The following is a 25,281-nucleotide window of genomic DNA, read 5'->3' as shown; positions in this document are numbered from 1 at the left end:
GTGCGCTGGCTCGACGCCGCCACGCGAGCGATCACCCCGTGGGGGTGGGCGCTGCTGGCGACCGTCGCGATGGGCGTCGTGCTCGCGCGCTCGCTCGGCTGGACGGAGGCGCTCGTCGCCGCCGTCGCGGCTGCGGTGCTCGTGCTCGGCGCCATCCCGTGGATCGTCGGCGAGCGCTGGGCGCGCGCCCGCATCGGGCTGAGCGCCGAGCGCGTGCCGGTCGGCACCGAGGCGCTCGCGCTCGTCGAGGTGTCCCGCCCGACCCGCGCGGCGACGCCGCGGCAGGTCGACCTCGACATCGGCGACGAGGAGGCGGTGCTCGAGATCCCGCCGCTCGAGGTCGGCGGCCGGGTGCTGCGCAGCGTGCCGCTCGACACCAGCAGGCGCGGGCTGCGCTCCATCGGCCCGGCGACGATCATGCGCACCGACCCCTTCGGCGTGCTCGAGCGCCGGCACCGGCTGACCGAGACGCGCACGCTCGTCGTGCACCCGCGCGTCGTGCGGCTGCCGGGCGGCGCGGGCGGCATCGTGCGCGACCTCGACGGCGAGGCGGCCGCGGAGCGCACCGCCGACGACGTCTCCTTCCACAGCCTGCGCGAGTACGCGCCGGGCGACGACCGACGGCTCGTGCACTGGCGCTCGAGCGCCCGCCACGGGGCGCTGCTCGTGCGGCAGTTCGAGCCGTCGCGCCGCGCCGACACCCTGATCGTGCTCTCCACCGACCCCGCCGAGTACGACGGCGACGACTTCGAGCTCGCGCTGTCGCTCGTGGGCACGCTCGGCCTCGCGGCGATGGCCGACCGGCGCGCGCTCCGGGTCGTCGAGAGCCCGCGCACCGAGCGCGGAGCGGCGCAGCCGGTCGACTCGGCCACCCGCGAGCGCCTGCTCGACGCGCTCGCGGTGCTCGAGCCGCGCAGCGGCCACGGCATCGCCCAGGCGGCGCGCGCCTCGCGCGGCGCCGCGGCCGGCAGCGTCGCGTGGCTCATCACCGGCTCCACCGTGCCGCCGCGCACGCTCCGCACCGCGGCGAACGGCATGCCCGCGGGCGTCGTCTCGGTCGTCGTGCGGGCCGCGGTCGGCGCGCTGCCGTCGCGCTCGCGGCTCGGCGACGCCGACGTGGTCACGGTCGGCGCGATCGAGGACCTCTCGCGCGGCATGGGCTCGGCGGGCGGCATCCGATGATCGCGCGCGCCCCGAGCGTCGGGCTGCTGCTGCTCGCCATGGTCGCCGCGTGCCTGCCGATGTGGTGGATCTTCGGCACCCTGCAGCTCGTCGTGGCGCTCTCGGTCGCGCTGCTCGTCGGCACCGCCATCGCCTGGCTCGGCGCCGTGCGCCGCTGGAGCTCGCTGTCGATGCTGCTCACCGGGCTCGGGGCGCTCGCGCTGCTCGCCGTGCCGCTCACCGCCCCGCAGCGCATCGCGCGCGGCGAGTGGGCGCCGGCGCTGCTCGACGCGGGGGCGGCCGTCGTGCTCTCCTGGCGACGGCTGCTGACCATCGGGCTGCCCGTCGGCACCGACGACGCGCTGCTCATGGCGCCGGTGATCCTCGTGCTCTTCGGCGCGATCATCGGCGTCGCGATCGCGCTGCGCTCGCCGCGCGCCGAGGTGGCGGTGCTCGTGCCCTCGATGATCGCGACGTGGAGCATCCTCTGGGGGCCCCGCGACCTGCCGCTGCCCTGGCTCTCGGCGCTCGTGACGCTCGCGCCGCTCATCGCGTACGTCACGGTCGTCCGCCAGGCGCGTCGGCGCAGCCGGGCACCCCGGGCGCTCTCCTCGCTCGCGCGCCGCGTCGGCGCGGGCGCCGTCGTCGCGCTGCTCGCAGCCGGGGCGGCAGGCGCGGCCGGGGCGCTCGCCGACCTGCCGGAGCGCATCGTGCTGCGCGGCGACAGCCCCACGTCGGTGACGCTCGACGGCGCGTCGCCGATGGCCGCCTACCGCGGCTTCTGGGAGGCCGAGGCCCGCGACGCCGGACAGCTCACCGCCACCGGGCTCGAGGCCGGCGACCGCATCCGCCTCGCCGTGCTCGACCGCTACGACGGCGAGGTGCTGGGCGTCGCGCGCGCCGAGTTCGAGCGCGTCGCGAGCGCCGAGGAGGGCGAGGGCCGGCTGGTCGGCGTCACGGTCGGGCAGCTCGCGAGCCAGTGGCTGCCGGTCGTGGGCACGCCGTCGGCGATCCGCTTCGTCGGCGAGCGCTCCGACGTGCTCGCCGCCGGCCTGCACCGCGACGAGGCGCTCGACGCGCTGCTGGTCGAGCCCGGCATCCGGTCGGGTGACGGCTACCAGCTGCTCGTGCAGCCGGGCCCGGCGGTCGTCGGCGCCGAGGCGCTCGCGGCGCTCGAGCCCGCCGACCCGGTGCAGGGCGTGCCGGCGCTGCCCGACGACATGCTCGCCGCGCTCGCGGCGTGGACGGGCGACGCCGCCGCGCCGGGCGCGCGCCTCCAGGCGATGGTCGAGGGCCTGCGGGCCGACGGCTACGTGAGCCACGGCGTGCTCGAGGAGGAGGCGCCCTCGCGCCCCGGGCACTCGCTCGAGCGGCTCGACCGGCTCTTCGACGAGACGATGATCGGCGACGCCGAGCAGTACGCGACCGCCGCGATGCTGCTGGCGCGCCAGCTCGGCTTCGACTCGCGCGTCGTGCTCGGCTTCACGCCCGAGATCGTGCCCGGCCAGCCGACGACGGCCGTCGGGTCGGACGCGGATGCGTGGATCGAGGTGCGCACGGAGGCCGGCTGGGTGGGCGTCGACGTCGTGCCCGAGGAGCGACCGATCCCGGAGCAGGAGCAGGGCGCGCCCGCGGTGGTGGAGGAGCCGCCCGCGCAGCAGGCGCCCGCCCCGGCGCCGGGCGGGCAGGAGCAGGGCGCGGACCCGGCCGCGCCGAGCGCGCCGGAGGACACCGGTGGGGGCCTGTCGCGCCTGCTCGAGACGCTCGCGGCGATCGCGGCGGTGCTCGGCATGCTCGCGCTCATCGCCGCGCTGCCGGTCGGACTCATCGTCGCGAAGATCGTGCGCCGACGTCGGCGACGGCGCGCCGACGAGCCGCGCGACCGCGCGGTGGGCGCGTGGGCCGAGGTCGTCGACGGGCTGCGCGACCGCGGAGAGCTCGCCGAGGCCGAGGGCACGCGCGTCGAGCAGGCGGGGGCGGATCCCCGCATGCGCGAGCTCGCGCACCGGGTCGACCGCGCCGTGTTCGCCGCGCAGCCGCCGACCGAGCCCGAGATCGACGCGGCCTGGTCGCTGAGCGCCTCTGTGCTCGCCGCGCGCGACGAGGGCGGCAGGCGGCTGCGGCCGCTGCTCGCCCGGCTGAACCCCGCCTCGCTCGTGCGCCGGTAGCGCTCTCCACAGGTGCGGGCGCGCGCCGTGCGTGCCGGGGTCGCCGCGGCGCATCCTGCCGCCATGGAGACCCGCATCGACCTGCCGAGGCCGCCCGTCGACCCCGAGCCCGCCTCGTTCCCGGCGCTCGCGAGCCTCGCGCCGGTGCTCGGCGCCGGGGCGATGTGGCTGCTGCTGCAGACGCCCACGGTGCTGGTGTTCGCGCTGCTCGGCCCCGTGATCGCGCTCGCCTCGCTCGGCGACGGCCGGAGGGTGCGCCGCCGGCGCCAGCGCCGGGAGGCGGCGAGGTGGCGCGCCGAGATCGCCGACGCCGAGGCCCGCGTCGACGCGGCGCTCGACGAGCGGCGGCGCGAGCTCCGTGCTGCGAGCCCCGGCCCGCGCGCGGTCGCGGCGAGGCCGCCGCACGACCCCCACCGCTGGCGTCGCTCGGCGGATGCGCCGGTGCCCGTCGTGCTCGGCACGGGACCGCTGCCGAGCGGCATCGTCGTCGACGGCGCCGTGCCCGCCGCCGACCCCGCGGTGCGGCGCCTCGGCGCGGCCGAGCAGGCGGCGCGGCTGCGGGCGGCGGCCGCGGTCGTCGACGGACCTGTCGTCGCCGACGCGCGCGACGGTCTCGGGTTCGTCGGCCCGCTGCCGATCGCGACCGCGCTCGCGCGGTCGGCGCTCGTGCAGGCGCTCGATGCGGTGCCGCCGGACGCCGCGGAGGTGATCGCGCCCGACGACGCCGCGTGGGACTGGCTCGACGGCGTCCCGCACCGGCTGCACCGCGAGCCCGGCACCGCGGTGCGCGTCGTGGGCGACGGCGTGGAGGTGACGATCGCCGTCGCGCCGGACGCGTCGCTCCTGCCGCGCGAGTGCCGCACGGTCGTGCGCGCCGCGCTCGACGTCGCGCGCACGGGGGAGCGCTCATGCGCGCCGGCCGCGATCACGGCGCTCGAGGCGGCGCAGGCGGTCGGGACGCTCGCGAGCGCCGCCGAGCACGCGGGCCTCAGGCGCTCCGGCGGGCTGCCGTCGCACGTCGAGCTCGAGGCGCTCCCGGTCGCCGCGGGCGGGCTCGCGGCCGCGTTCCTCGCCGCCGAGGCTCCCATCGAGCTCGACCTCGTGCGCGACGGCCCGCACGCGGTGGTCGGCGGCACGACGGGCTCCGGCAAGAGCGAGCTGCTCATCGCCTGGGTCGCCGCGATGGCGGCGGGGCGCTCGACCGAGGAGGTCTCGTTCCTGCTCGTCGACTTCAAGGGCGGGGCCTCCTTCGCGCCGCTCGAGGGCCTCGCGCACTGCGTCGGCGTCATGACCGACCTCGACGAGGGCGGGGCGCGGCGCGCGATCGAGAGCCTCCGCGCGGAGCTGCGCCGGCGGGAGCGCCTCCTCGCGGGGCAGGGGGCGCGCGCGATCGACGAGGCGGTCGGCGTGCCGCGCCTCGTGATCGTCGTCGACGAGTTCGCGGCGATGCTGCAGGAGCTGCCCGACCTGCACCGGCTGTTCGTCGACCTCGCCGCCCGCGGACGCTCGCTCGGCGTGCACCTCGTGCTCTGCACGCAGCGGCCGGCCGAGGCGGTGCGCGACGCGCTGCTCGCCAACTGCGGCATCCGCATCTCGCTGCGGGTCACCGACCAGCACGACGCCGTCGCCGTCACCGGCAGCGCCGAGCCGGCCGCGATCCCGCTCGGTGCGCGCGGACGCTGCATCGTGCGCGTCGCGGGCGGCGAGACCCGGGCGGCGCAGTCGGCACTCGCGAGCCCCGCCCACCTCGAGCGGCTCGTCGCCGCGTCGGCGCGCATGCCCCGCCCCGCGAGGCCGTGGTGCGAGCCGCTGCCGGCGCGGCTGCCGCTCGCCGACGTGGATGCCGCAGCCGGGGCGAGCGCAGGTGCGAGCGACGCGGTGCGGCTCGGGCTCGTCGACCGGCCGGCCGAGCAGCGCGTCGCACCCGTGCGCTGGCGGCCGGCGCTCGACGGGCCGCTGCTCGCCGTCGGCGGCGCCGCGAGCGGCCGCTCCACCCTCGCCGAGCTCGTCGCGGCGCAGCTCGGCACCGCCGTCGTCGACCGCGAGGATGCGCTGTGGGACGCGCTCCACGAGCCCGGCCCGCTCGTCGTCGACGACCTCGACCTGCAGCTCGCGCGGCTCGGGGAGGAGCAGCAGGCGGTCGTCGTGCAGCTGCTGCAGCGGCGCATGCGCGAGGGCACGCCGGTCGCGCTCACCGCTCGCCGCGTCTCGAGCGCGATGGCGCAGGTCGCGCCGCTCGCCGAGCTGCGCATCCTGCTGCGCATCGCGAGCCGGCAGGAGCACATCGTCGCCGGCGGCACCGGCCAGCTGCACGACGCCTCGCTGCCACCCGGCGCCGGCTGGCTGCACGACGAGCGCGTGCAGCTCGCGCTGCCCGAGGCGCCGGTGCCGCGCCGTCGGCCGCGCTCGGTGCCGCTGCGCTCCGAGCGCGTGGCGGTGGTGCTGGGGGCGGGCGCCGACGTGCCGGCCGCGCTCGCGCGGGCGGCGGCGAGGCCGGGGGCGGATGCGTCGGCCGACGTCGTGCTCGGCACGGTCGGGGAGTGGGAGGCGGCCTGGGGCGAGCTCGACCGGCTGCGCGCCGAGCGCCCCGTGGTCGTCCTCGGCGTCGACGAGCGCCAGCTGCGGCAGGTGCTGCGGCACGCGCCCGCGCCGCCGCCGATGCGCACGGCGCCCGCCTGGGTGCTCGAGGGCGGTCGCTTCGAGCGGCTCCGCTACGCCAGCAGCGAGGCGACCGGTGCGGCCTGAGCGCCGAGCGCCGAGGCGACGCCCTCGTGAGCGACGCGGCCACCGGCCGTGTTCAGTCCCGCCGCCAGGCCCGCATCCGCTCGCAGCGCCTCGCGCCAGCCGAGGTCGGCGATCCGCACGGTGGCGTGCAGCGTGGCGTTCGTGAGCGCCTCGGTCGACGTGCGCGGCACCGCGCCGGGCAGGTTCGCGACGCACGCGAAGACCGTCCCGTGCACGCGGAAGCTCGGCTGCCGGTGCGTCGTGGGGCGGGAGTCGGCGAAGCAGCCGCCCTGGTCGATCGCGATGTCGACGAGCACGGAGCCCGGGCGCATGCGCGCGACGAGCTCGGTGGAGACGAGCTTCGGCGCCCGCGCGCCGGGGATGAGCACCGAGCCGATCACGAGGTCGGCGTCGGCGAGCGCCTGGTCGACGGTGACGCGGTTGGAGTGCAGCGTCTGCACGCGTCCGCCGTAGAGGGCGTCGAACTGGCGCAGCCGCGGCAGCGACACGTCGAGCACCGTCACGCGCGAGCCGAGGCCGACGGCCATCTCGACCGCCGCCGTGCCCGCGACGCCGCCGCCGAGCACGACGGTGTGGCCCGCGCGCGTGCCCGGCACGCCGCCGAGCAGCAGCCCGGCGCCGCCGGCGGGCGCCGTCAGGAGCGAGGCGCCCTGCGTCACCGACAGGCGGCCGGCGACCTCGCTCATGGGCGCGAGCATCGGCAGCGACCCGTCCGGCGCCCGCACCGTCTCGTAGGCGATCGCGGTCGTGCCGCGCTCGAGCAGCGCCTGCGCGAGCTCCGGCGCCGCGGCGAGGTGCAGGTAGGCGAACAGCGTCAGGTCGTCGCGCAGCAGGCCCAGCTCGTGCTCGACCGGCTCCTTGACCTTGAGCACCAGCTCGGCCGACCACGCCTCCTCGGCCGTCGCGACGATCCGTGCGCCGGCAGCCTCGTAGGCCTCGTCGGGGATGCCGCTGCCGGCGCCCGCGCCCGTCTCGACCAGCACCTCGTGGCCGTGCGCCACGAGCTCCGTGGCGCCGGTCGCGGTGAGCGCGACCCGCGCCTCGTCGGTCTTGATCTCGCGCGGGACGCCGACGAGCATCAGGCCGTCTTCGACGACGCCATCGCGCGGTCGATCACCTCGACGGCCTCGCGCAGCTGGTCGTCGGTGATCGCGAGGCTCGGCAGGAACCGCAGCACGTTGTAGTCCGTGCCCGCGGTGAGCACGAGCACGCCGTCGAGGCCCGCCGCCTGCGAGATCGGCGCGGCGGGGATCGGCGCGCCCGACTCGGGGTCGATGAGCTCGACCGCGAGCATCGCGCCGCGGCCGCGCACCTCGATGATCTCGGGGCGGCGCTCGGCCAGCTCGTCGAGCAGGGGCCGCAGCACGCGCTCGATGCGCTGCGCCTCGCCGTTCAGGTCGTTCGCCTCGATCTGCTCGAAGACCGCGACGGCGGCGGCGCACGAGACGGGGTTGCCGCCGAAGGTGCCCCCGATGCCGCCGGTGTGCACGGAGTCCATGATCTCGGCGCGGCCGGTGACGCCCGCGAGCGGCATGCCGCCGGCGATGCCCTTCGCCGAGAGCACCATGTCGGGCACCCAGCCGAAGTGCTCGGAGGCGAACGTCGCGCCCGTGCGGCAGATGCCGGACTGCACCTCGTCGGCGATCATGACGACGCCGTTGGCCGTGCACCACTCCTGCATCGCCGGCAGGTAGCCGTCGGCGGGCACGATGAAGCCGCCCTCGCCCTGGATGGGCTCGATGACGAGGCAGGCGAGGTCGCTCACGCCCACGTGCTTCTCGAGGTAGTACTGGGTGCGCTCGGCCGCCTCGGCGCCGTCGAGGCCGTCGTGGAGCGGGTAGGAGCCCGGCGCGTGGAAGATGTCGGAGGCGAGCGGGCCCATGCCGGTGGCGTAGGGCGCGGGCTTGAAGTTCATCGTCATCGTCAGGTTCGTGCGGCCGTGGTAGCCGTGCTCGACGACGGCGACCGCGCGGCGGCCGGTGAACTTGCGGGCGATCTTGACGCCGTTCTCGACGGCCTCGGAGCCGGAGTTGACGAAGAACGACTTCTTGTCGTGGTCGCCGGGGGTGTGGGCGGCGAGGTACTCGGCGACGCGCACGTACGGCTCGTAGGGGGTCGTGCCGAACAGCGAGTGCGTGAGCTTGCCGACCTGCTCGCGCACGGCCGCGACGACCGCGTCGTTCGTGTGGCCGACGGTCGTGACGCCGATGCCGCAGCCGAGGTCGATGAAGCGGTTGCCGTCGACGTCGGTGATGATGGCGTCGTGCGCCTCCGCGATGAACACGGGGAGCTGGTGCGGGACGCCCTGGGGCACGGCGGCGGCCTTGCGCTCGAGGAGCGCGCGGCTGTTCGGGCCGGGGATCTCGGTGACGACGGAGCGGGACGGCGCGGAAACGGCGGTGTCGGTCATGTGCCCGATCCTACGCCGCCGCGCGGCCTACGCTGGGGCCATGCCGATGCGCCACGCCTACGCCGTCGATGTCGAGTGGACCGGTGCCGGTGCCGAGGGCACCAGCACCTACCGCTCCTACACCCGCGACCACGTGGTGCGGGTCGACGGCCTGCCCGACATCCTCGGCTCCGCCGACCCGACCTTCCGCGGCGACCGCGGCCGGCACAACCCCGAGCAGCTGCTGCTCGCGGCGCTCGCGCAGTGCCACATGCTCAGCTACCTCCACCAGGCGGCGAGCCGCGGCATCGTCGTCACCGCCTACCGCGACGCGGCGACGGGCGAGATGGAGACCGCCGGCACCGGGGGCCGCTTCACGCGCGCGGTGCTGCACCCGGTGGTGACCATCGCGGATGCGGCCCGGGCGGCGGACGCGCTCGACGCGCACCTGCAGGCCGGCCGCGACTGCTTCATCGCCGCATCCGTCGCCTTCCCCGTGCTCCACGAGCCGACCATCGTCGTCGACGGCGAGGTCGTCGCCCGGCACGGCGCCGCGACGGGCGGGGAGCTCTGATGGCCGAGCGCGCGCCGAGCGGCGAGCGCCGCCGCATCCTGCTGCTCGGGTCGACCGGCTCGATCGGCACGCAGACGCTCGACGTCGTCCGCGCGAACCCGCGCCGGTTCGAGGTCGTCGGGCTCGTCGCGGGCAGCGACCGCGCGGGTCTCGAGGCACAGCAGGCCGAGTTCGGCGGCGAGGCGGCGCTCGGCGCCGACGCGGCCGTGACGATGATCGAGTCGGTCGAGTGCGACGTCGTCGTCAACGGCATCACCGGCTCCGTCGGCCTCGCCCCGACCCTCGCCGCCCTCGACGCCGGCCGCACGCTCGCGCTCGCCAACAAGGAGTCGCTCATCGCCGGCGGCGACCTCGTGATGTCGCGCGCGGCGCCCGGGCAGATCGTGCCGGTCGACTCCGAGCACTCGGCGATCGCGCAGTGCCTGCGCGCCGGCGACCACGGCGAGGTGCGCCGGCTCGTGCTCACCGCGTCGGGCGGCCCGTTCCGGGGCTGGAGCCGCGAGCGCATGGCGGCCGTGAACCCGGCGGATGCGCTGGCCCACCCGACGTGGGACATGGGCCCGATGGTCACGACCAACTCGGCGACGCTCGTGAACAAGGGGCTCGAGGTGATCGAGGCGCACCTGCTGTTCGACATCCCGCTCGACCGCATCGACGTGACCGTGCACCCGCAGTCGATCGTGCACTCGATGGTCGAGTTCGTCGACGGCTCGACGATCGCGCAGGCGTCGCCGCCCGACATGCGCCTGCCGATCTCGCTCGGCCTCGACTGGCCGCACCGCGTCGCCGGCGTCGGGACGCCGCTCGACTGGACCCGCGCATCCGCCTGGACCTTCGAGCCGCTCGACGAGGCGGCGTTCCCGGCGGTGGCGCTCGCGAAGAGCGTCGGCCGCTCGGGCTCGACCTACCCGGCGGTGTTCAACGCCGCGAACGAGCAGGCGGTGCGCGCCTTCCACCTGGGCGAGATCGGCTTCCTCGACATCATCCCCGCGATCGAGCGCGTGCTCGAGCAGCACGAGCCGGGCGGGCTGACGCTCGAGGGCGTGCTGCAGGCGGAGCGCTGGGCGCGCCGCGCGGCCGACGAGATCTGCGGCGTCGGCCGGTGACGATCGAGGTGCGCCGGGCGACAGCGGCGGATGCGTCGCGGCTCGCGGCATCGGAGCCTGCCGGTGCTGGTGTGGCCGCGTCCCATCTCCGCGCCCAGGAAGCGGGGGAGTCGATCTTCCTCATCGCACTCGAGGCCGATGAACCGATCGGTTCCGGGGTGCTGATGCTCGCCGAGGTGCCGGAGCTCCGGCACCTCCACGTGCACGAGGACGCGCGCGGACGCGGTGCTGGCTCTGCGCTCGTCGCGGCCGCCGAGCGCGAGGCGGGCCGCCTGGGCGCGACTGCGGTCGACCTCGGCGTCGGCGTCGAGAACGCTCGCGCCGCGGCGCTGTACCGGCGGCTCGGCTACGTCGATACGGGCGAGCGATCCACGACGACCTACTCGTACGTCGACCGCGACGGAGCGCGCCGCACCGCGACGGAGACCGACGTGCACCTGCGCAAGCACCTGCAGATCTGACACGCCGACGCGCGGCGGTGGCCGCGCACAACGCAAGCCCGTGTGAGCCGTTCCGCGGCGTGGGGAGCGACGGGCCGTTCCGGCCCGCGCGAATCGCAGCGCGGGCTTGCGTCGTGCATCGGGTCTCGGCGGAGCTAGGCCGGGTCGACGAGCACCACGGCGTCGGAGGCGTCGATCGCCTCGACGACCGCGCCCGCGTCGTCCCACCAGCGGGTGTAGTGGTCGGGGTCGCGGTTGATCTGCACCGCGTGCGCGACGCGCGTCGGCGGGAGCGCGTCGCGCCCCTCGAGCTCGGCGAGCGCCCGGTAGAAGAGCACGGCCGAGCCGTACGCATCCATGCGCACCTCGTACGGCCCCCACGGGTCCCGCTGCTGGAAGAGGCCGCGCGAGTCGGGCCCGGCCCGGTCGCCCCGGTCGATGACGCGCAGGCTCGACTCGCCCATCGCGGTCATGACGGCGACGCGCACGTCGCGCTCCGACATGCCGAGGTCGCGCCCGGCCTGCATGACGATCGCGGCGTTCGCGAGCTGCTGGCCGCTCCACCCGGCGACCGCGGCCGGCAGCCTGCCCTCGACGGTCGCGCTCTGCTGCGCGGGGTCGGGCGCGGGTCGCGCGACGATCCACGCGAGCACCACCACGAGCAGCAGCCCGATCGCGCCCAGCACGATGCCGCGGCCGTCGGAGGACGACCGGGGGACGCGCTCGGCGACGCGTGCAGGGCCAGCTGCCATGCGCGTCAGCGTAGGCACATCGGCTATGGGGCTAGCCTGAGCGGCGATGGAAGCCGTCCTCCTCTACATCCTGGGCGTGCTCGTCGTCGTGGTCGGCCTCGCCGTCTCGATCGGCCTGCACGAGCTGGGCCACCTGTGGCCCGCGAAGGCCTTCGGCGTGCGCGTCGGCCAGTGGATGATCGGCTTCGGCCCGACCCTGGTCTCCTTCCGCCGCGGCGAGACCGAGTACGGCGTGAAGGCCATCCCGCTCGGCGGCTACATCTCGATGTCGGGCATGTTCCCGCCGCTCAAGGCCGGCGGGGAGTCGAGGGATGCGTCGACGGGCTTCTTCGACACGCTCGTGCAGGATGCGCGGGCCACGAGCGCCGACTCCATCCACGAGGGCGAGGAGGGCAGGGCGTTCTGGCGCCTCGCCACCTGGAAGCGCATCGTGATCATGCTCGGCGGGCCGCTCATGAACCTGCTGCTCGCGATCGTGCTCTACGGCGTCGTGCTGAGCGGCTTCGGCATCGCGGTGCCGTCGACGACCGTCTCGACCGTCTCGGAGTGCGTGATCCCGGCATCGGAGGAGCGGCAGGAGTGCGAGGCTGCCGATCCGCTCGCGCCCGCAGCCGAGGCGGGCATGCTCCCGGGCGACACGATCGTCAGCATCGGCGGCGAGCCGGTCGCCGGGTGGGAGGACGTGCAGACCGCGATCCGCGAGCTCGCGGGGCGCGAGACGGCGTTCGTCGTCGAGCGCGACGGCGCCGAGCGGACGCTCCAGGTGACGCCGCTCGCGACCGAGCGCTACGTCTTCGACGACCGCGGCGAGCAGGTCGAGGTCGACGGGGAGCCCGTGACCGAGACGGTCGGCTTCGTGGGCGTCGGCCCGCAGTACGTCGTCGAGCAGCAGCCGCTCGGCGCGGTGCTGCCGGCGGTGGGCGACAACGTCGTGCGCGTGGGCGAGCTGATCCTCAACCTGCCGCAGCGGCTCGTCGACGTTGCAGAGGCGGCCTTCGGGCCGGGGGAGCGCGACCCGAACGGGCCCATGTCGGTCGTCGGCGTCGGCCGCATGGCGGGCGAGATCGCGGCGCTCGACCAGGTGCCGGTGCTCGAGCGCATGAGCGCGATGCTGCAGCTGCTCGCGAGCCTCAACGTGGCGCTGTTCGTCTTCAACCTCATCCCGCTCATGCCGCTCGACGGCGGGCACATCCTGGGCGCGATCATCGATGCGGTGCGGCGCGGGTGGGCGAAGGTGCGCGGCACCGTGGCGCAGCCGCTCGACACCGCGAAGTGGGTGCCGGTGACGCTCGTCGTCACGGGCGTGCTCGGCGTGATGAGCGCGCTGCTCATCTACGCCGACATCGTGAAGCCCATCAGCCTCTTCGGCGGGTAGGGCTGCGGCTCAGCCGTTGCGCCGGCGCGCTGCCTCGTCGTCGAGCAGGTCGAGGCCGTCGAAGAGGTCGGGGGCGGACGCGGCGGGAGGCGCGGATGCGGCCGGCGCCGCCGACGGCGCGGCGCGCGTCACGCCGCCGAACCCGGGCCCCGCATCCGGCACCAGGCCGCGCTGGTAGGCGGCGGCCGCGCCGTTCGCGAGCCGGTCGGCGGCCTCGTTGAGCGGGTGGCCCGCATGGCCGCGCACCCACTCGAAGCGCACCACGCCGCCCTCGGCCTTCCGCGCCGCCATCAGCCGGTCGAGCTCCTCGAGCAGCTCGCGGTTCATCACCGGCTTGCCGTCGGCCTTCCGCCAGCCCTTGCGCTTCCAGCCCGCCATCCACTTGGTCACCGAGTTGATGACGTACTGGCTGTCGCAGAGGATGAGCAGCTCGTCGACGCCCGCGCTCTGGCGCAGCAGGTCGACGACCGCGGCGAGCTCGCCGATGTTGTTCGTGCCCTGCGGCTGCCCGCCCGCGGCCCAGCGCGCCTCGTCGACGTACCAGCCCCAGCCGGTGGGGCCGGGGTTGCCGAGGGAGGAGCCGTCTGCTGCTGCGGTGATCACCCATCGAGTGTGCCAGCCGATCGCGGCGGTCCTGACAGGAGCGGAGCGTAGGCTTGCACCATGGCAGCCATCAACCTCGGGAGCCCCGCCCCGCTCACGCTCGCGCCGCGTCGCAAGACCCGGCAGATCAAGGTGGGGAAGGTGCTCGTCGGGGGCGACGCGCCCGTGTCGGTGCAGTCGATGACGACGACCAAGACCACCGACATCAACGCGACGCTGCAGCAGATCGCCGAGCTCACCGCCACCGGCTGCGACATCGTGCGCGTCGCGGTGCCGAGCCAGGACGACGCCGACGTGCTGCACATCATCGCCAAGAAGTCGCAGATCCCGGTCATCGCCGACATCCACTTCCAGCCGAAGTACGTGTACCAGGCCATCGACGCCGGCTGCGCGGCCGTGCGCGTCAACCCCGGCAACATCCGCAAGTTCGACGACCAGGTGGGCGAGATCGCCAAGCGCGCGAAGGCCGCGGGCGTGAGCCTCCGCATCGGCGTGAACGCGGGCAGCCTCGACCCGCGCCTGCTCGAGAAGTACGGCAAGGCGACGCCCGAGGCGCTCGTCGAGTCGGCGGTCTGGGAGGCGAGCCTGTTCGAGGAGCACGACTTCCACGACTTCAAGATCTCGGTCAAGCACAACGACCCGGTCGTGATGGTGAAGGCCTACCGCATGCTCTCCGAGCGCGGCGACTGGCCGCTGCACCTCGGCGTCACCGAGGCCGGCCCTGCCTTCCAGGGCACGATCAAGTCGGCGACCGCCTTCGGCATCCTGCTCTCCGAGGGCATCGGCGACACCATCCGCGTCTCGCTCTCGGCGCCGCCCGCCGAGGAGGTCAAGGTGGGCCTGCAGATCCTGCAGTCGCTCAACCTGCGCGAGCGCAAGCTCGAGATCGTCTCCTGCCCCTCGTGCGGCCGCGCGCAGGTCGACGTCTACACGCTCGCCGACGACGTCACCGAGGGCCTGAAGGACGTGCAGGTGCCCCTGCGCGTCGCGGTCATGGGATGCGTCGTGAACGGCCCGGGCGAGGCGCGCGAGGCCGACCTCGGGGTCGCCTCGGGCAACGGCAAGGGCCAGATCTTCATCAAGGGCGAGGTCGTGAAGACCGTGCCCGAGTCGGAGATCGTCGCGACCCTCATCGAGGAGGCGCGCAAGCTCGCCGACGAGCAGGGCCTGCCCGCGGGCGAGGCCGAAGTCATCACCGTCTGACGTGACGGCCGCGCCCGTGGAGCCGCCGGCGGCGCATCCCGCGCAGCGGCGCACGCTCACCGTGCTGTCGATCGCGCAGGCGCTCGGCGGCCTCTCGAACGGCGTCGCGCTCGGCGTCGGCTCGCTGCTCGTCGCCCAGGTGACCGGGCGCGAGGAGCTCGCCGGCCTCGCCGCGACCCTGCTCACGCTCGGCGGCGCGGCGCTCGCGGTGCCGCTCGCGAAGCTCGCGCAGCGGCGCGGGCGCCGCGTCTCGCTCACGACCGGTGCCCTGCTCGCGCTCGCCGGCGCCGTGACCCTCGCGGTCGGCGGCGCGCTCGACGCGCCGTGGATCGTGCTGCCGGGCTTCTTCGTGCTCGGCGGCGCGATGGCCGTCAACCTGCAGTCGCGCTTCGCCGCCACCGACCTCTCGACTCCCGAGCGTCGCGGCCGCGACCTCGCGCTGGTCGTCTGGATGACGACCATCGGCGTGATCGTCGGCCCCAACCTCATCGGGCCGGGCGACGCGCTCGGCGTCTCGCTGGGGCTGCCGAGCCTCGTCGGGGCGTACGTCATCTCGGCCGCCGCGATGGCGGTGACGGCGGCGGTGCTGTGGTCGTCGCTGCGGCCCGACCCGCTGCTGGAGAGCCGCATGGGCGTGCCCGTCGAGGCCGAGGCTCCGCGCCTGCGCCTCGCGGCGCATCCGCGCGCCCTCGCCGCCGTCGTCGCGGTCGCCGCGGCGCACGCGACCATGGTGGGCGTCATGGCGCTCACGCCCGTGCACCTCGACCACGCCGGCCAGGCGCTCGGCGTGATCGGCTTCACGATGAGCGCCCACACCGCCGGCATGTACGCCCTCTCGCCCGTCTTCGGCTGGCTCACCGACCGCGTCGGGGCGCGGGCGACGGTGCTCGCGGGCGCGGGCATCCTGCTGCTGTCGGTGCTCGCCAACCTGCTGCTGCCCGTCGCGCTCGCCCCCGTCGGCCTCGCGCTGCTCGGCCTCGGCTGGAGCGCCTCGACGGTCGCCGGCTCGACGCTCGTCGCCGCCGCGGTCGAGCCGCGCCTGCGGCCCGCGCTCCAGGGGCGCAGCGACCTCGTGATGGGGCTCTCGGGCGCGGCCGCCGGCGCCGCCGCCGGTCCGCTGCTGGGCCTCGCGGGCTACGGCGGGCTCAACGTCGCGATGCTGCCGGTGATCGCGACGGTCGCCGTCGCGGCGGTGCTCGCCACCCGCTCAGCACGAGCAGATAGCGTGACCGGGGCGACAGCCCCCACGACCGACTGAAGGAGCGCCGCGTGTCCAATGCAGTCCCCGGCAGGGACCCGATCACGCCCGAGGAGCTCGAGCGCGCCAAGGCCATCGTGCGGTCGATCGAGCAGTCGTTCCAGTCGACCGTCGTCGGCCAGCACCAGCTGCTGCGCTCGCTGCTCGTCGCGCTCCTGACGGGCGGCCACGTGCTCATGGAGTCGGTGCCGGGCCTCGCGAAGACGACCGCGGCCGCGACCCTCGCGCGCTCGGTGTCGGCCTCCTTCCACCGCATCCAGTGCACGCCCGACCTGCTGCCGAGCGACATCGTCGGCACGCAGATCTACGACCAGCACTCGGGCGACTTCCGCACGCAGCTCGGTCCCGTGCACGCGAACTTCGTGCTGCTCGACGAGATCAACCGCTCGAGCGCGAAGACGCAGTCGGCGATGCTCGAGGCGATGCAGGAGCGGCAGACGTCGATCGGCGGCGAGACGCACGCGCTGCCGGAGCCGTTCCTCGTGCTCGCGACCCAGAACCCCATCGAGCAGGAGGGCACGTACACGCTGCCCGAGGCGCAGCTCGACCGCTTCCTGCTCAAGGAGGTGCTCACCTATCCGACGCCGACGGAGGAGGCCGAGATCGTGCGGCGCGCCGAGACCGGCGTGTTCGAGCGCGGCCACGACGGGCCGGTCGCGTCGCTCGACGACGTGCGGTTCCTGCAGTCGCTCGTGAAGCGCGTCTACGTCGACCAGGCGATCACGAACTACGTCGTGCAGCTCATGTACGTCACGCGGCACGCCGAGGAGTACATCGGGGCGCAGCTCGCGGGCTACATCGAGTACGGCGCGAGCCCGCGCGGCTCGCTGTCGTTCTCGATGGCGTCGCGCGCGCTCGCGCTCGTGCAGGGCCGCGACTGGGTGATCCCGGAGGACGTCAAGGACCTGCGCCACGCCGTGCTGCGCCACCGCCTCATCCTCGGCTACGAGGCCGAGGCCGACGGCGTCGCGAGCGAGCAGATCATCGACGCCGTCTTCGGCGCCGTGCGCACGCCGTAGGAGCGGTCGATGGAGCGACGTCTGCGCAAGGTGAAGACCACCATGTCGATCCACGCGCACCGCCGCACCCTCGAGCTGCTCGACGGCGAGTACGCCTCGATCCACCACGGCCGCAGCCACGACTTCGACGACCTGCGCGAGTACCAGCCGGGCGACGAGGTCAAGGACATCGACTGGAAGGCGACGGCGCGCAGCCACGTGCCGCTCATCAAGCGCTACATCGCGTCGCGCCAGCACACGCTGCTGCTGGTGGTCGACTCCGGCCGCAACATGGCCGCGACCGCCGAGTCGGGGGAGTCGAAGCGCGAGATCGCCATCCTCGTCGCCGGCGTGCTCGGCTACCTCGCGACCCGGCACGGCGACCGCGTCGGGCTGCTGATGGGGGATGCGTCGCGCACCGAGAGCATGCAGGAGGGCGGCTCGGAGGCGCACCTGGAGCGCATGCTGCGCCGCGTCGACGACGCGATCGGCCTCGACGGCCCGCACTCGCACCTCGAGGTCGTGCTCGAGCACGCCGTGCGGCGCATGCGGCGGCGCTCGCTCATCGTCGTCATCGCCGACGACCTCGCGTACACGCACGACCTCGACGTGCACCTCGGCAGGCTGCACGCCCGCCACGAGGTGCTGTGGGTGTCCATCGGCGACGCCGACCTCATGGCGCGCGCCGGCGACCACCGCGACCTCGTCGGCGTCGACTCCGGGGTCGGGCTGCCGCCGTTCCTCCGCCGCGACCGGGGGCTCCGGCGCGCGTTCGACGAGCAGACCGCGCTCCGCCGCGAGCGACTCGAGGCGGGCCTGCGCTCGCTCGGCATCGCGTCGGTGCGCATCGACTCCTCGGCGTCGGCGATCGGGAGCCTCTTCCGACTGCTCGAGAGGCACCGCCGTGCGCGCCGCTGACGCGCAGGCGCTCGCGCTCCTGCCGGCGCCCGACACGTACGGCCCCTTCGGCTACGGGCCGTGGTGGGTGCTCGGCGGCGTGCTGCTGCTGCTCGTGCTCGCCGCCTACGCCTTCGCGTGGCTCTGGACCCGGCCGCGCGGCCTGCTCGAGCCGCCGCCGCCCCCGCCGGTGCCGATCGACGTGCGGAGCGTCAAGGAGAAGTACCTGGGCCTCATCGACGAGGTCGCCAAGGAGCACGCCGACGGCGAGCTCGACCCGCGGGCGCTCGCGCAGCGGCTGAGCCTCGTGCTGCGGTTCTTCGCCCACGAGTCGACGGGCGTGGTGGCCGAGGTGATGACGCTGCGCGACCTGCGCTCGGCCGACCTGCCGACCGTGCAGGGCGCGGTCGAGCAGTACTACCCGTCGTCGTTCCGGCGCGCGGCGAAGCACGACCCGGACGCGGCGATCGCCGCCGCCCGCCAGGTGGTGGCGACGTGGATGTGACGCTGCTGTGGCCGTGGGTGCTGCCGGTCGTGCTCGTGGTCGGCATCGCCCTCGTGGTGGTGGGGCTCGTGCTGCCGCGGCGCCGTCGCGACCGCGGCCTGCCCGTCGCCCACGTCGACCGCATGACGGGCCTCGCGGCCTTCCGCGGCGCGCTCCTGCGCTACCGGCTCTGGATCGCCGGCGCCCTCGTCGCTTCGATCGCCGGGCTCGCGGTCGCGGGCACGGTCGCGTCGCGGCCGTCGGGCGTGCACGCGAACCAGGAGGACGACTACAAGCGCGACATCGTGCTGTGCCTCGACGTGTCGGGCTCGATGGTCGACGTCGACGCCGAGATCCTGGGCGTCTACCAGCAGATCGCCGCGGAGCTCGACGGCGAGCGCGTCGGCATGCGCATCTTCGACGCGTCGAGCGTGATGGCGTTCCCGCTCACGAGCGACTACGACTACATCCAGGAGCAGCTGGGCCGCTACGTGCGGGCGCTGAACGGCACGCTCGGGCCCGACGAGCAGTTCAACTACCTCGCGGGCACCGCGAGCGGGCTGGGCGCGTCGCTCGTCGGCGACGGCCTCGCCTCCTGCGTGCTCGACTTCGCCGACCTCGAGGCGAGCGACCGGCCGCGATCGATCATCCTGGCCACCGACAACGTCGTGAACGGCCAGCAGATCTACTCGCTGCCGCAGGCCGGCCAGCTCGCGGTCGACAACGAGGTGCGCGTCTACGCGATCAACCCGTTCGACTTCGGCGGCGACCAGTACTCGCAGGAGCTGCGCGAGACGGCCGAGGGCACCGGCGGCGCGTACTTCGCGCTCGACTTCGCGCAGACGGTGCCGCAGATCGTCGACCGGGTGAACGCGATCGAGGCCGGCTACATCGAGACGCCGCCGCAGATCCAGGTCGTCGACCGGCCGGGCGCCCTGCCGCTCGTCGTGCTCGTGCTCGTGGTCGGCGTCTGCCTGATCGCCTGGAGGGTGCGGCTGTGATCTCGTTCCACCCGACCCTGCCGGTGCTCGTCGCCGTCGTCGGTGTCGCGCTGCTGGCCCTGTGCGCCTGGCAGCTCGTCGCGGCGCGCGGCAGGCGCATGGCGTGGCTGCGCCGCACGCTGCTCGTGGCGCTCGCGGTCGCGATGGCCTTCCGGCCCGCGCTCCCCGGCGGCGAGGTGCCGACCGCGTCGATCCAGGCGCGCGTGTTCGTGATGGTCGACACGTCGCAGTCGGTCGCCGCGGAGGACTGGGGGAGCGAGCCGCGGCTCGTCGGCATGCAGGAGGACGTCGTCGAGATCGCGCGCTCCTTCGCGGGCGCCGACATCTCGGTGATCTCGTTCGACTCGACCGCGTCGCTGCGCGTGCCGCTCACCGACGACGGCTCCGCGGTGATCGAGATGGTGCGGGCGCTGCGGCCCGAGATCGCGCAGCAGTCGCGCGGCACGTCGGTCGCGGCCGCGCACGACCTGCTGCTCGCCGAGCTCGAGCGCAGCGCGGCCGAGGAGCCCGACTCGCCCGCGATCGTCTTCTACCTCGGCGACGGCGAGCACACCGCCGAGGAGCCGCCGCAGTCGTTCGACGACGCCGCCGGGCTCGTCGACCGCGGCTTCGTGCTCGGCTACGGCACCGAGGAGGGCGGTCGGATGCGCGTGTCGAGCTTCGACCCGACCGAAGAGGCGTACCTGCAGGATCCGGCGGGCGGCGACGCGATCAGCCGCATCGACGAGCAGCAGCTGCAGTCGATCGCCGATGAGCTGGGCATCAGCTACCTCCACCGGCAGCCGGGCCTGCCGCTCGCCGACGCGCTCGGCCCCATGGCCGTGCTCGACGGGGAGGCCGACCTCGACCGCACGGAGGAGGCGCGGCTCGAGGTGGCGTGGGTGCTCGCCGGGCCCATCGCGCTGCTGCTCGCCTGGGAGGGGCTCAGCCTCGCCCGCTCGCTGCGCTCGACGCGCGGCATCCTGCGGGAGGAGGCGCGATGAGGCTCCCGGGGATCCGCCGCCGCGTGCTCACCGACCGGCAGCGCCGCACCCTGCGGTGGTGGCTCATGCTCGGGCTCATCCCCGTGGCGCTCGCCGTGCTCGTGCTGTCGACGAAGCTCATCAGCGTCAACGCGCTCTCGCAGACGGCGATCGACCGCTTCGAGGGCCGCGCCTACGGCCAGGCCGCGGAGGCCGCCCGCGGGCTCGAGCTGTGGAACTGGATCGAGCCGTGGAAGGCGCCGTTCGACCTGGGCGTCTCGCTCGTGATGGGCGGCTCGCTCGAGGAGGGCAGGGCCGACATCGAGGAGTCGCTGCAGCTGCACGGCGAGCCGGAGACGCCCGTCCAGCTGCACGAGCACTGCATCATCGTCGCCTCGCTCGTCACCGCCATCGAGAAGCAGGGCGACGTCGCCCGGGAGGCCGACGACACGCAGGCCGCGAACGGCTTCTACGGCGAGGCGCTCGCCCTCATCGACGGCCTCCCCGAGGGGTGCCTCGACGAGCCGCGCGAGGGCGAGGCCGACACGCAGGCGCAGTTCGAGGCCGCCCAGCCGCGCATCGAGGAGAAGATCGAGGACGAGTCGTCCGGCGAGGGCGAGGGCGACGGCGAGGGCGAGGGCGAGGGCGAGGGCGAGCAGGAGCCGCAGACGCCCGAGGAGCAGCTCGAGGAGCAGAACCAGGACGCCCAGACCGAGCAGCAGCAGCAGGACCAGTACGACGAGGGCGGCGAGCAGGAGGGCGGCGGCTCGGGCGTCGAGCGGCCCTGGTGAGCCTCGCGCGCCGCCTAGACTCGCAAGGGTGATCCGCCTCTCCGAGCTCTTCTTCACCACGCTGCGCGAGGACCCGGCCGAAGCCGAGGTCGCGAGCCACCGCCTGCTGCTGCGCGCCGGCTACATCCGCCGCGCCGGCGCCGGGCTGTACTCGTGGCTGCCGCTGGGCCTGCGCGTGCGCCGCAACATCGAGCGCGTCATCCGCGAGGAGATGACGGCCGCGGGCGCCCAGGAGGTGCTGTTCCCGGGCCTGCTGCCGCGCGAGCCGTACGAGCGCACCGGCCGCTGGACGGAGTACGGCGACGGCATCTTCCGCCTCCAGGACCGCAAGGGCGCCGACCACCTGCTCGCGCCGACCCACGAGGAGGTCTTCACGCTGCTCGTGCAGGACCTCGTGTCGAGCTACAAGTCGCTGCCGCTGACGATCTACCAGATCCAGGACAAGTACCGCGACGAGGCGCGGCCGCGCGCGGGGCTGCTGCGCGCGCGCGAGTTCACGATGAAGGACGCCTACTCCTTCGACGTCGACGACGCCGGCCTCGACGCCTCGTACCAGCGCCAGCGCGACGCCTACGAGCGCATCTTCCAGCGGCTCGGGCTCGAGTACGTCATCGTCTCGGCCGACGCGGGCGCCATGGGCGGCTCGAAGTCGGAGGAGTTCCTGCACCCGACGCCCGTGGGCGAGGACACCATCGTGCGCTCGGCGGGCGGCTACGCGGCCAACGTCGAGGCGTTCGAGACCGTCGCCCCCGACCCGCTGCCCGTCGAGGGCCTGCCCGCCGCCGTCGTGCACGACACCCCGGACACGCCCACGATCGAGACGCTCGTCGCCGACGCGAACGCGCGCTTCCCCCGCGAGGACGGCCGCCCGTGGACGGCCGCCGACACGCTGAAGAACGTCGTGCTGCGCCTGACGCACCTCGACGGCTCGAAGGAGCTCGTCGTCGTCGGGCTCCCCGGCGACCGCGAGGTCGACGACAAGCGCGCCGAGGTGGCGTTCCAGCCCGCCGAGGTCACCGCCGCGGACGAGGCCGACTTCGCCGCCAGCCCGGGCCTCGTGAAGGGCTACATCGGCCCGTGGTCGGCCTCCGGCGCCGTGCTCGGCGAGCAGGGCTCCACGCGCATCCGCTACCTGCTCGACCGTCGCGTCGTCGACGGCACCGCCTGGATCACGGGCGCGAACGAGCCCGGCCGGCACGTGTTCGGCCTCGTCGCGGGCCGCGACTTCGCGGGCGACGGATGGGTCGAGGCGGCCGACGTGCGCGAGGGCGACCCCGCTCCCGACGGCTCCGGCCCCGTCACCCTCGAGCGGGGCATGGAGATCGGCCACGTCTTCCAGCTCGGCCGCAAGTACGCCGAGGCCCTCGGGCTCAAGGTGCTCGACCAGAACGGCAAGCTCGTCACGGTGACGATGGGCTCGTACGGCATCGGCGTGACGCGCAACCTCGCCGCGATCGTCGAGCGCTCGCACGACGAGAAGGGCATCATCTGGCCCCGGGAGATCGCGCCGTTCGACGTGCACGTCGTCGCCACCGGCAAGGACCAGGCTGCGTTCGCGATCGCCGAGACGGTCGTCGCCGACCTCGAGGCGCGCGGGCTCGAGGTGCTCCTCGACGACCGGCCGAAGGTCTCGCCCGGCGTGAAGTTCGGCGATGCCGAGATCATCGGCGTGCCGCAGATCGTCATCGTCGGCCGCGACGCCGCCGCAGGCCTCGTCGACGTCTGGGACCGCGCGACGGGCGACCGGCAGCAGGTGCGGATCGAGGAGCTCGAGGCGGCGCTCGGCCGCTGACGGGCTAGCGGCGCGGCCGTCGGTCGGCCTCGTCGGCCGGCAGCGCCTCCCACTGGCCGGTGACCGACTCCACGCTCTCCCACACCTCGACGCCCTGCACCTCGGGGAGCATGTCGCGGGTGAAGACGGGGTCCTTGCCGGCGCGTCGCTGCTCGTCGAAGTTCTTGAGCAGCTTGAACGCGACGCCCGAGAGCAGGCCGATCGCGATCAGGTTGACGATCGCCATGACGCCCATGAGCATGTCGGCCGTGCTCCAGATGGTCGCGGTCGCCACGACCGAGCCGCCGAGCACCGCCGCGACAGCGAGCACGCGGTAGGCGGTGAGGGCCGCGCGGCGCTCGGTGATGAACTCGATGTTCGACTCGCCGTAGTAGTAGTTGCCGATGATCGACGAGAACGCCAGCAGGAAGACGATCACCGAGAGCGCGACGCCCGCCCACGCGCCCAGCTGGCCGGTCACCGCGTCGAAGGTGAGCGCGATGCCGCCCTCGGCGCCGGTGAGGTCAGGGGTCGAGACGAGGATGATGAAGGCCGTGATCGAGCAGACCAGGAAGGTGTCGAAGTAGACGCCGAGCGTCTGCACGAGCCCCTGCTTGACCGGGTGGGTGACGGCGGCGGAGGCGCCCGCGTTCGGGGCGGAGCCGAGACCCGCCTCGTTCGAGAACATGCCGCGCTTGACGCCCTGCATGATGATCGTGCCGAGCGCGCCGCCCGCGACCTGCTGGAAGCCGAAGGCGCCGGCGTAGATCTCGCCGAGCACCCGCGGCACCTCGGAGATGTTCATCGCGACGATGATGATGCCGAGGATCAGGTAGAGCAGCGCCATCGCGGGCACGAGCGACTCGGTCACCTTCGCGATGCGGCGCACGCCGCCGAAGACGATGAGGCCCGTGAGGGCGGCGACGAGGATGCCGACGACCCAGGGGAGCCACTCGACGTCGGTGCCGATCGTGGACGACACCGTCGCGACGATCGTGTTGGCCTGCAGCGACGAGAAGGCGAAGGGGAAGCAGATGATGAGGATGACCGCGAAGAGGACGCCCATCCACCGCTTCCCGAGGCCGCGCTGCATGTAGTACGCGGGGCCGCCGCGGAAGCCGTCGGCGTCGCGGTGCTTGTAGAGCTGCGCGAGCGACGACTCGATGAAGGCGGATGCGCCGCCGACGAACGCCATCGTCCACATCCAGAAGACGGCGCCGGGGCCGCCGAACGCGATGGCGGTCGCGACGCCGGCGATGTTGCCGACGCCGACGCGGCTCGCGGCCGAGATCGTGAACGCCTGGAACGACGAGACCGACTGCGCGTTGCCGTCGCGGTCCTTCGGCGTCCTGTCGGTCAGCACGCGGAACATCGCCGGGAGCAGCCGCAGCTGCACGACGCGCGAGCGGACGGTGAAGGAGATGCCGAGCACCGCCAGCACGGGCAGGACGATCCACGTCCACCAGAAGTCGCCGGCCGTCACGATCAGTTCGTCGAGTGCTTCCACGGGCGACCACACTAGCCGCCGGCGCGGTAGGATGGCCGGTCGGCATCCCGTGCCGTGAGCGAGCAGCAGAACAAGGAGTCCACAAGTGAAGATCGATCTGAGCGTGCTGAAGACCGTCGAGCGCGAGCGGGAGATCTCGTCGGACGACCTGATCCGCATCATCGAGCAGGCGATCCTCCAGGCCCACGTCCGCTCGGGCGAGAAGCACGACGCGACGGCGCCGCAGCCGCGCGTCGAGGTCGACCGGAAGACCGGCGAGGTCACCCTGTACGAGCCCGAGCTCGACGAGGACGGCAACCGCATCGGCGAGTCGATCGCCACGACCGACGACTTCAGCCGCATCGCCGCGACCGCCGCGAAGCAGGTCATCTTCCAGGCGCTGCGCGACAAGAGCGACGAGTCGGTGCTGGGCGCCTACAAGGATCGCGAGGGCGACATCATCGCCGGCGTCGTCCAGCAGGGCACGAACCCGCGCATGGTGCACGTCAAGCTCGGCGACGACATGGAGGCGCTGCTGCCGCCCGAGGAGCAGGTCCCGGGCGCCGAGTACAAGCACGGCCAGCGCCTGCGCGTCTACATCACCAAGGTCGAGCGCGGCCAGCGCGGCCCGCAGGTGACCGTGAGCCGCACGCATCCGTCGCTCGTCCGCCGCCTGTTCGCCCTCGAGGTGCCCGAGATCGCCTCGGGCGCTGTCGAGATCGTCGCGATCGCGCGCGAGGCCGGCCACCGGTCGAAGATCGCGGTGCGCGCGACGCAGCCCGGCATCAACGCCAAGGGCGCCTGCATCGGCGAGCTCGGCGCCCGCGTGCGCGCCGTGCAGGCCGAGCTCGGCGACGAGAAGATCGACATCGTCGACTTCTCCGAGGACCTGCCCGCGTTCGTCGCGAGCGCGCTGAGCCCGGCTCGGGTGTCGGATGCGTTCATGCTCGACGAGAAGACGAAGGCCGTGCGGGCGCTCGTGCCCGACTTCCAGCTCTCGCTCGCCATCGGCCGGGAGGGCCAGAACGCCCGCCTCGCGGCGAAGCTGACGGGGGCGAAGATCGACATCCAGCCCGACTCCGTCATGGAGGACTGAGCGATCTCCCTGCGTCCCGGG

Annotated in this window: 22 protein-coding genes; 17 read left to right on the top strand and 5 right to left on the bottom strand. The window is 74.3% G+C overall.

The window, feature by feature from the left end; translation table 11 throughout:
* The 3 genes from AC1RNL_RS06815 (at window position 1) to AC1RNL_RS06805 (ending at window position 6,074) form a co-directional block, all read left to right on the top strand.
* A complete protein-coding gene (locus AC1RNL_RS06815) occupies window positions 1-1,182 on the top strand; it encodes a DUF58 domain-containing protein (protein ID WP_128190485.1) in 1,182 nt (393 codons plus the stop codon).
* The gene (locus AC1RNL_RS06810; protein WP_492934793.1) at window positions 1,179-3,329 is read left to right on the top strand and encodes a transglutaminaseTgpA domain-containing protein; all 2,151 of its coding nucleotides are present in this window, start codon (window positions 1,179-1,181) and stop codon (window positions 3,327-3,329) included. The genes AC1RNL_RS06815 and AC1RNL_RS06810 overlap by 4 nt, the downstream gene beginning before the upstream one ends.
* Before the next feature lie 63 nt (window positions 3,330-3,392).
* Window positions 3,393-6,074, top strand: a complete 2,682-nt coding sequence (locus AC1RNL_RS06805) for an FtsK/SpoIIIE domain-containing protein (RefSeq protein WP_492934792.1) — start codon at window positions 3,393-3,395, stop codon at window positions 6,072-6,074.
* Here the strand turns inward: AC1RNL_RS06805 and ald are convergent.
* A complete protein-coding gene (gene ald / locus AC1RNL_RS06800; RefSeq protein ID WP_492934791.1) occupies window positions 6,041-7,153 on the bottom strand; it encodes an alanine dehydrogenase in 1,113 nt (370 codons plus the stop codon). The two genes, AC1RNL_RS06805 and ald, sit on opposite strands and share 34 nt — an antisense overlap.
* The gene (locus AC1RNL_RS06795; RefSeq protein WP_492934790.1) at window positions 7,153-8,484 is read right to left on the bottom strand and encodes an aminotransferase class III-fold pyridoxal phosphate-dependent enzyme; all 1,332 of its coding nucleotides are present in this window, start codon (window positions 8,482-8,484) and stop codon (window positions 7,153-7,155) included. Before AC1RNL_RS06795 ends, ald begins: the two co-directional genes overlap by 1 nt.
* Before the next feature lie 40 nt (window positions 8,485-8,524).
* On the opposite strand from AC1RNL_RS06795, the gene AC1RNL_RS06790 reads away from it, so the two are divergent.
* Genes AC1RNL_RS06790 through AC1RNL_RS06780 form a run of 3 tightly spaced genes read left to right on the top strand, consistent with a single transcriptional unit; the run spans window position 8,525 to window position 10,604 of the window.
* Window positions 8,525-9,037 carry an OsmC family protein gene (locus tag AC1RNL_RS06790; protein WP_400531972.1) on the top strand — a complete coding sequence of 171 codons (513 nt, stop codon included), beginning with the start codon at window positions 8,525-8,527 and terminating at the stop codon, window positions 9,035-9,037.
* Window positions 9,037-10,143 carry a 1-deoxy-D-xylulose-5-phosphate reductoisomerase gene (dxr, locus tag AC1RNL_RS06785; protein WP_364194817.1) on the top strand — a complete coding sequence of 369 codons (1,107 nt, stop codon included), beginning with the start codon at window positions 9,037-9,039 and terminating at the stop codon, window positions 10,141-10,143. Before AC1RNL_RS06790 ends, dxr begins: the two co-directional genes overlap by 1 nt.
* Window positions 10,140-10,604: a GNAT family N-acetyltransferase gene (locus AC1RNL_RS06780; RefSeq protein WP_492934789.1), complete on the top strand. Its 465-nt coding sequence runs from the start codon at window positions 10,140-10,142 to the stop codon at window positions 10,602-10,604. Before dxr ends, AC1RNL_RS06780 begins: the two co-directional genes overlap by 4 nt.
* Before the next feature lie 134 nt (window positions 10,605-10,738).
* Here the strand turns inward: AC1RNL_RS06780 and AC1RNL_RS06775 are convergent, their stop codons facing one another.
* Window positions 10,739-11,335 (bottom strand): DHH family phosphoesterase, encoded by a 597-nt coding sequence (locus AC1RNL_RS06775; protein ID WP_492934788.1) that lies wholly within the window; start codon window positions 11,333-11,335, stop codon window positions 10,739-10,741.
* Window positions 11,336-11,381: 46 nt separating this feature from the next.
* On the opposite strand from AC1RNL_RS06775, the gene AC1RNL_RS06770 reads away from it, so the two are divergent.
* On the top strand, window positions 11,382-12,710 hold the full coding sequence (locus AC1RNL_RS06770; RefSeq protein WP_128190360.1) for a M50 family metallopeptidase: 1,329 nt from the start codon (window positions 11,382-11,384) through the stop codon (window positions 12,708-12,710).
* A gap of 9 nt (window positions 12,711-12,719) precedes the next feature.
* Here the strand turns inward: AC1RNL_RS06770 and AC1RNL_RS06765 are convergent, their stop codons facing one another.
* Complete coding sequence (locus tag AC1RNL_RS06765; RefSeq protein WP_492934787.1) at window positions 12,720-13,313, bottom strand: ribonuclease H family protein; 594 nt, start codon at window positions 13,311-13,313, stop codon at window positions 12,720-12,722.
* A 60-nt stretch (window positions 13,314-13,373) separates the two neighbouring features.
* Here AC1RNL_RS06765 and ispG point away from each other — a divergent pair, with 60 nt between their 5' ends.
* The 9 genes from ispG to AC1RNL_RS06720 are packed head-to-tail and all read left to right on the top strand — an operon-like array spanning window position 13,374 to window position 22,699.
* Window positions 13,374-14,516 carry a flavodoxin-dependent (E)-4-hydroxy-3-methylbut-2-enyl-diphosphate synthase gene (gene ispG / locus AC1RNL_RS06760; protein ID WP_128190358.1) on the top strand — a complete coding sequence of 381 codons (1,143 nt, stop codon included), beginning with the start codon at window positions 13,374-13,376 and terminating at the stop codon, window positions 14,514-14,516.
* A 1-nt stretch (window position 14,517) separates the two neighbouring features.
* Window positions 14,518-15,774 (top strand): MFS transporter, encoded by a 1,257-nt coding sequence (locus tag AC1RNL_RS06755; RefSeq protein ID WP_492934786.1) that lies wholly within the window; start codon window positions 14,518-14,520, stop codon window positions 15,772-15,774.
* An 11-nt stretch (window positions 15,775-15,785) separates the two neighbouring features.
* Window positions 15,786-16,793, top strand: coding sequence for an AAA family ATPase (locus tag AC1RNL_RS06750; protein ID WP_246990692.1), 1,008 nt, complete (start codon window positions 15,786-15,788; stop codon window positions 16,791-16,793).
* A 9-nt stretch (window positions 16,794-16,802) separates the two neighbouring features.
* Window positions 16,803-17,690, top strand: coding sequence for a DUF58 domain-containing protein (locus tag AC1RNL_RS06745; RefSeq protein WP_492934785.1), 888 nt, complete (start codon window positions 16,803-16,805; stop codon window positions 17,688-17,690).
* Entirely contained in the window at window positions 17,677-18,174 is a 498-nt protein-coding gene (locus AC1RNL_RS06740; protein ID WP_146357339.1) for a hypothetical protein, read from the top strand. Before AC1RNL_RS06745 ends, AC1RNL_RS06740 begins: the two co-directional genes overlap by 14 nt.
* Window positions 18,165-19,154, top strand: a complete 990-nt coding sequence (locus AC1RNL_RS06735) for a vWA domain-containing protein (RefSeq protein ID WP_492934784.1) — start codon at window positions 18,165-18,167, stop codon at window positions 19,152-19,154. The genes AC1RNL_RS06740 and AC1RNL_RS06735 overlap by 10 nt, the downstream gene beginning before the upstream one ends.
* Complete coding sequence (locus tag AC1RNL_RS06730; protein WP_492934783.1) at window positions 19,151-20,137, top strand: VWA domain-containing protein; 987 nt, start codon at window positions 19,151-19,153, stop codon at window positions 20,135-20,137. Before AC1RNL_RS06735 ends, AC1RNL_RS06730 begins: the two co-directional genes overlap by 4 nt.
* Complete coding sequence (locus AC1RNL_RS06725; protein ID WP_492934782.1) at window positions 20,134-20,907, top strand: hypothetical protein; 774 nt, start codon at window positions 20,134-20,136, stop codon at window positions 20,905-20,907. Before AC1RNL_RS06730 ends, AC1RNL_RS06725 begins: the two co-directional genes overlap by 4 nt.
* Window positions 20,908-20,935: 28 nt before the next feature.
* A complete protein-coding gene (locus AC1RNL_RS06720) occupies window positions 20,936-22,699 on the top strand; it encodes a proline--tRNA ligase (RefSeq protein ID WP_492934781.1) in 1,764 nt (587 codons plus the stop codon).
* A 4-nt stretch (window positions 22,700-22,703) separates the two neighbouring features.
* Here the strand turns inward: AC1RNL_RS06720 and AC1RNL_RS06715 are convergent, their stop codons facing one another.
* The gene (locus tag AC1RNL_RS06715) at window positions 22,704-24,185 is read right to left on the bottom strand and encodes an alanine/glycine:cation symporter family protein (RefSeq protein ID WP_492934780.1); all 1,482 of its coding nucleotides are present in this window, start codon (window positions 24,183-24,185) and stop codon (window positions 22,704-22,706) included.
* 85 nt (window positions 24,186-24,270) lie between these two features.
* Here AC1RNL_RS06715 and nusA point away from each other — a divergent pair, with 85 nt between their 5' ends.
* Window positions 24,271-25,260, top strand: coding sequence for a transcription termination factor NusA (gene nusA, locus AC1RNL_RS06710; RefSeq protein ID WP_128190517.1), 990 nt, complete (start codon window positions 24,271-24,273; stop codon window positions 25,258-25,260).
* The last annotated feature ends 21 nt before the right edge of the window (window positions 25,261-25,281 follow it).

The sequence above is a fragment of the Agrococcus sp. GW821-FHT14H11 genome, from assembly GCF_058803545.1.
Note: the sequence above shows the minus strand (reverse complement) of the source record. Positions and strands in the feature narration are given on the sequence as shown.

Bases quoted from the DNA above. Each gene is read 5' to 3' on its own strand.
- AC1RNL_RS06775 (WP_492934788.1), bottom strand. From the start codon at position 11,335: ATGGCAGCTGGCCCTGCACGCGTCGCCGAGCGCGTCCCCCGGTCGTCC.
- dxr (WP_364194817.1), top strand. From the start codon at position 9,037: ATGGCCGAGCGCGCGCCGAGCGGCGAGCGCCGCCGCATCCTGCTGCTC.
- AC1RNL_RS06810 (WP_492934793.1), top strand. From the start codon at position 1,179: ATGATCGCGCGCGCCCCGAGCGTCGGGCTGCTGCTGCTCGCCATGGTC.
- ispG (WP_128190358.1), top strand. From the start codon at position 13,374: ATGGCAGCCATCAACCTCGGGAGCCCCGCCCCGCTCACGCTCGCGCCG.
- ald (WP_492934791.1), bottom strand. From the start codon at position 7,153: ATGCTCGTCGGCGTCCCGCGCGAGATCAAGACCGACGAGGCGCGGGTC.
- AC1RNL_RS06745 (WP_492934785.1), top strand. From the start codon at position 16,803: ATGGAGCGACGTCTGCGCAAGGTGAAGACCACCATGTCGATCCACGCG.
- AC1RNL_RS06795 (WP_492934790.1), bottom strand. From the start codon at position 8,484: ATGACCGACACCGCCGTTTCCGCGCCGTCCCGCTCCGTCGTCACCGAG.
- AC1RNL_RS06805 (WP_492934792.1), top strand. From the start codon at position 3,393: ATGGAGACCCGCATCGACCTGCCGAGGCCGCCCGTCGACCCCGAGCCC.
- AC1RNL_RS06790 (WP_400531972.1), top strand. From the start codon at position 8,525: ATGCCGATGCGCCACGCCTACGCCGTCGATGTCGAGTGGACCGGTGCC.
- AC1RNL_RS06770 (WP_128190360.1), top strand. From the start codon at position 11,382: ATGGAAGCCGTCCTCCTCTACATCCTGGGCGTGCTCGTCGTCGTGGTC.
- AC1RNL_RS06725 (WP_492934782.1), top strand. From the start codon at position 20,134: ATGAGGCTCCCGGGGATCCGCCGCCGCGTGCTCACCGACCGGCAGCGC.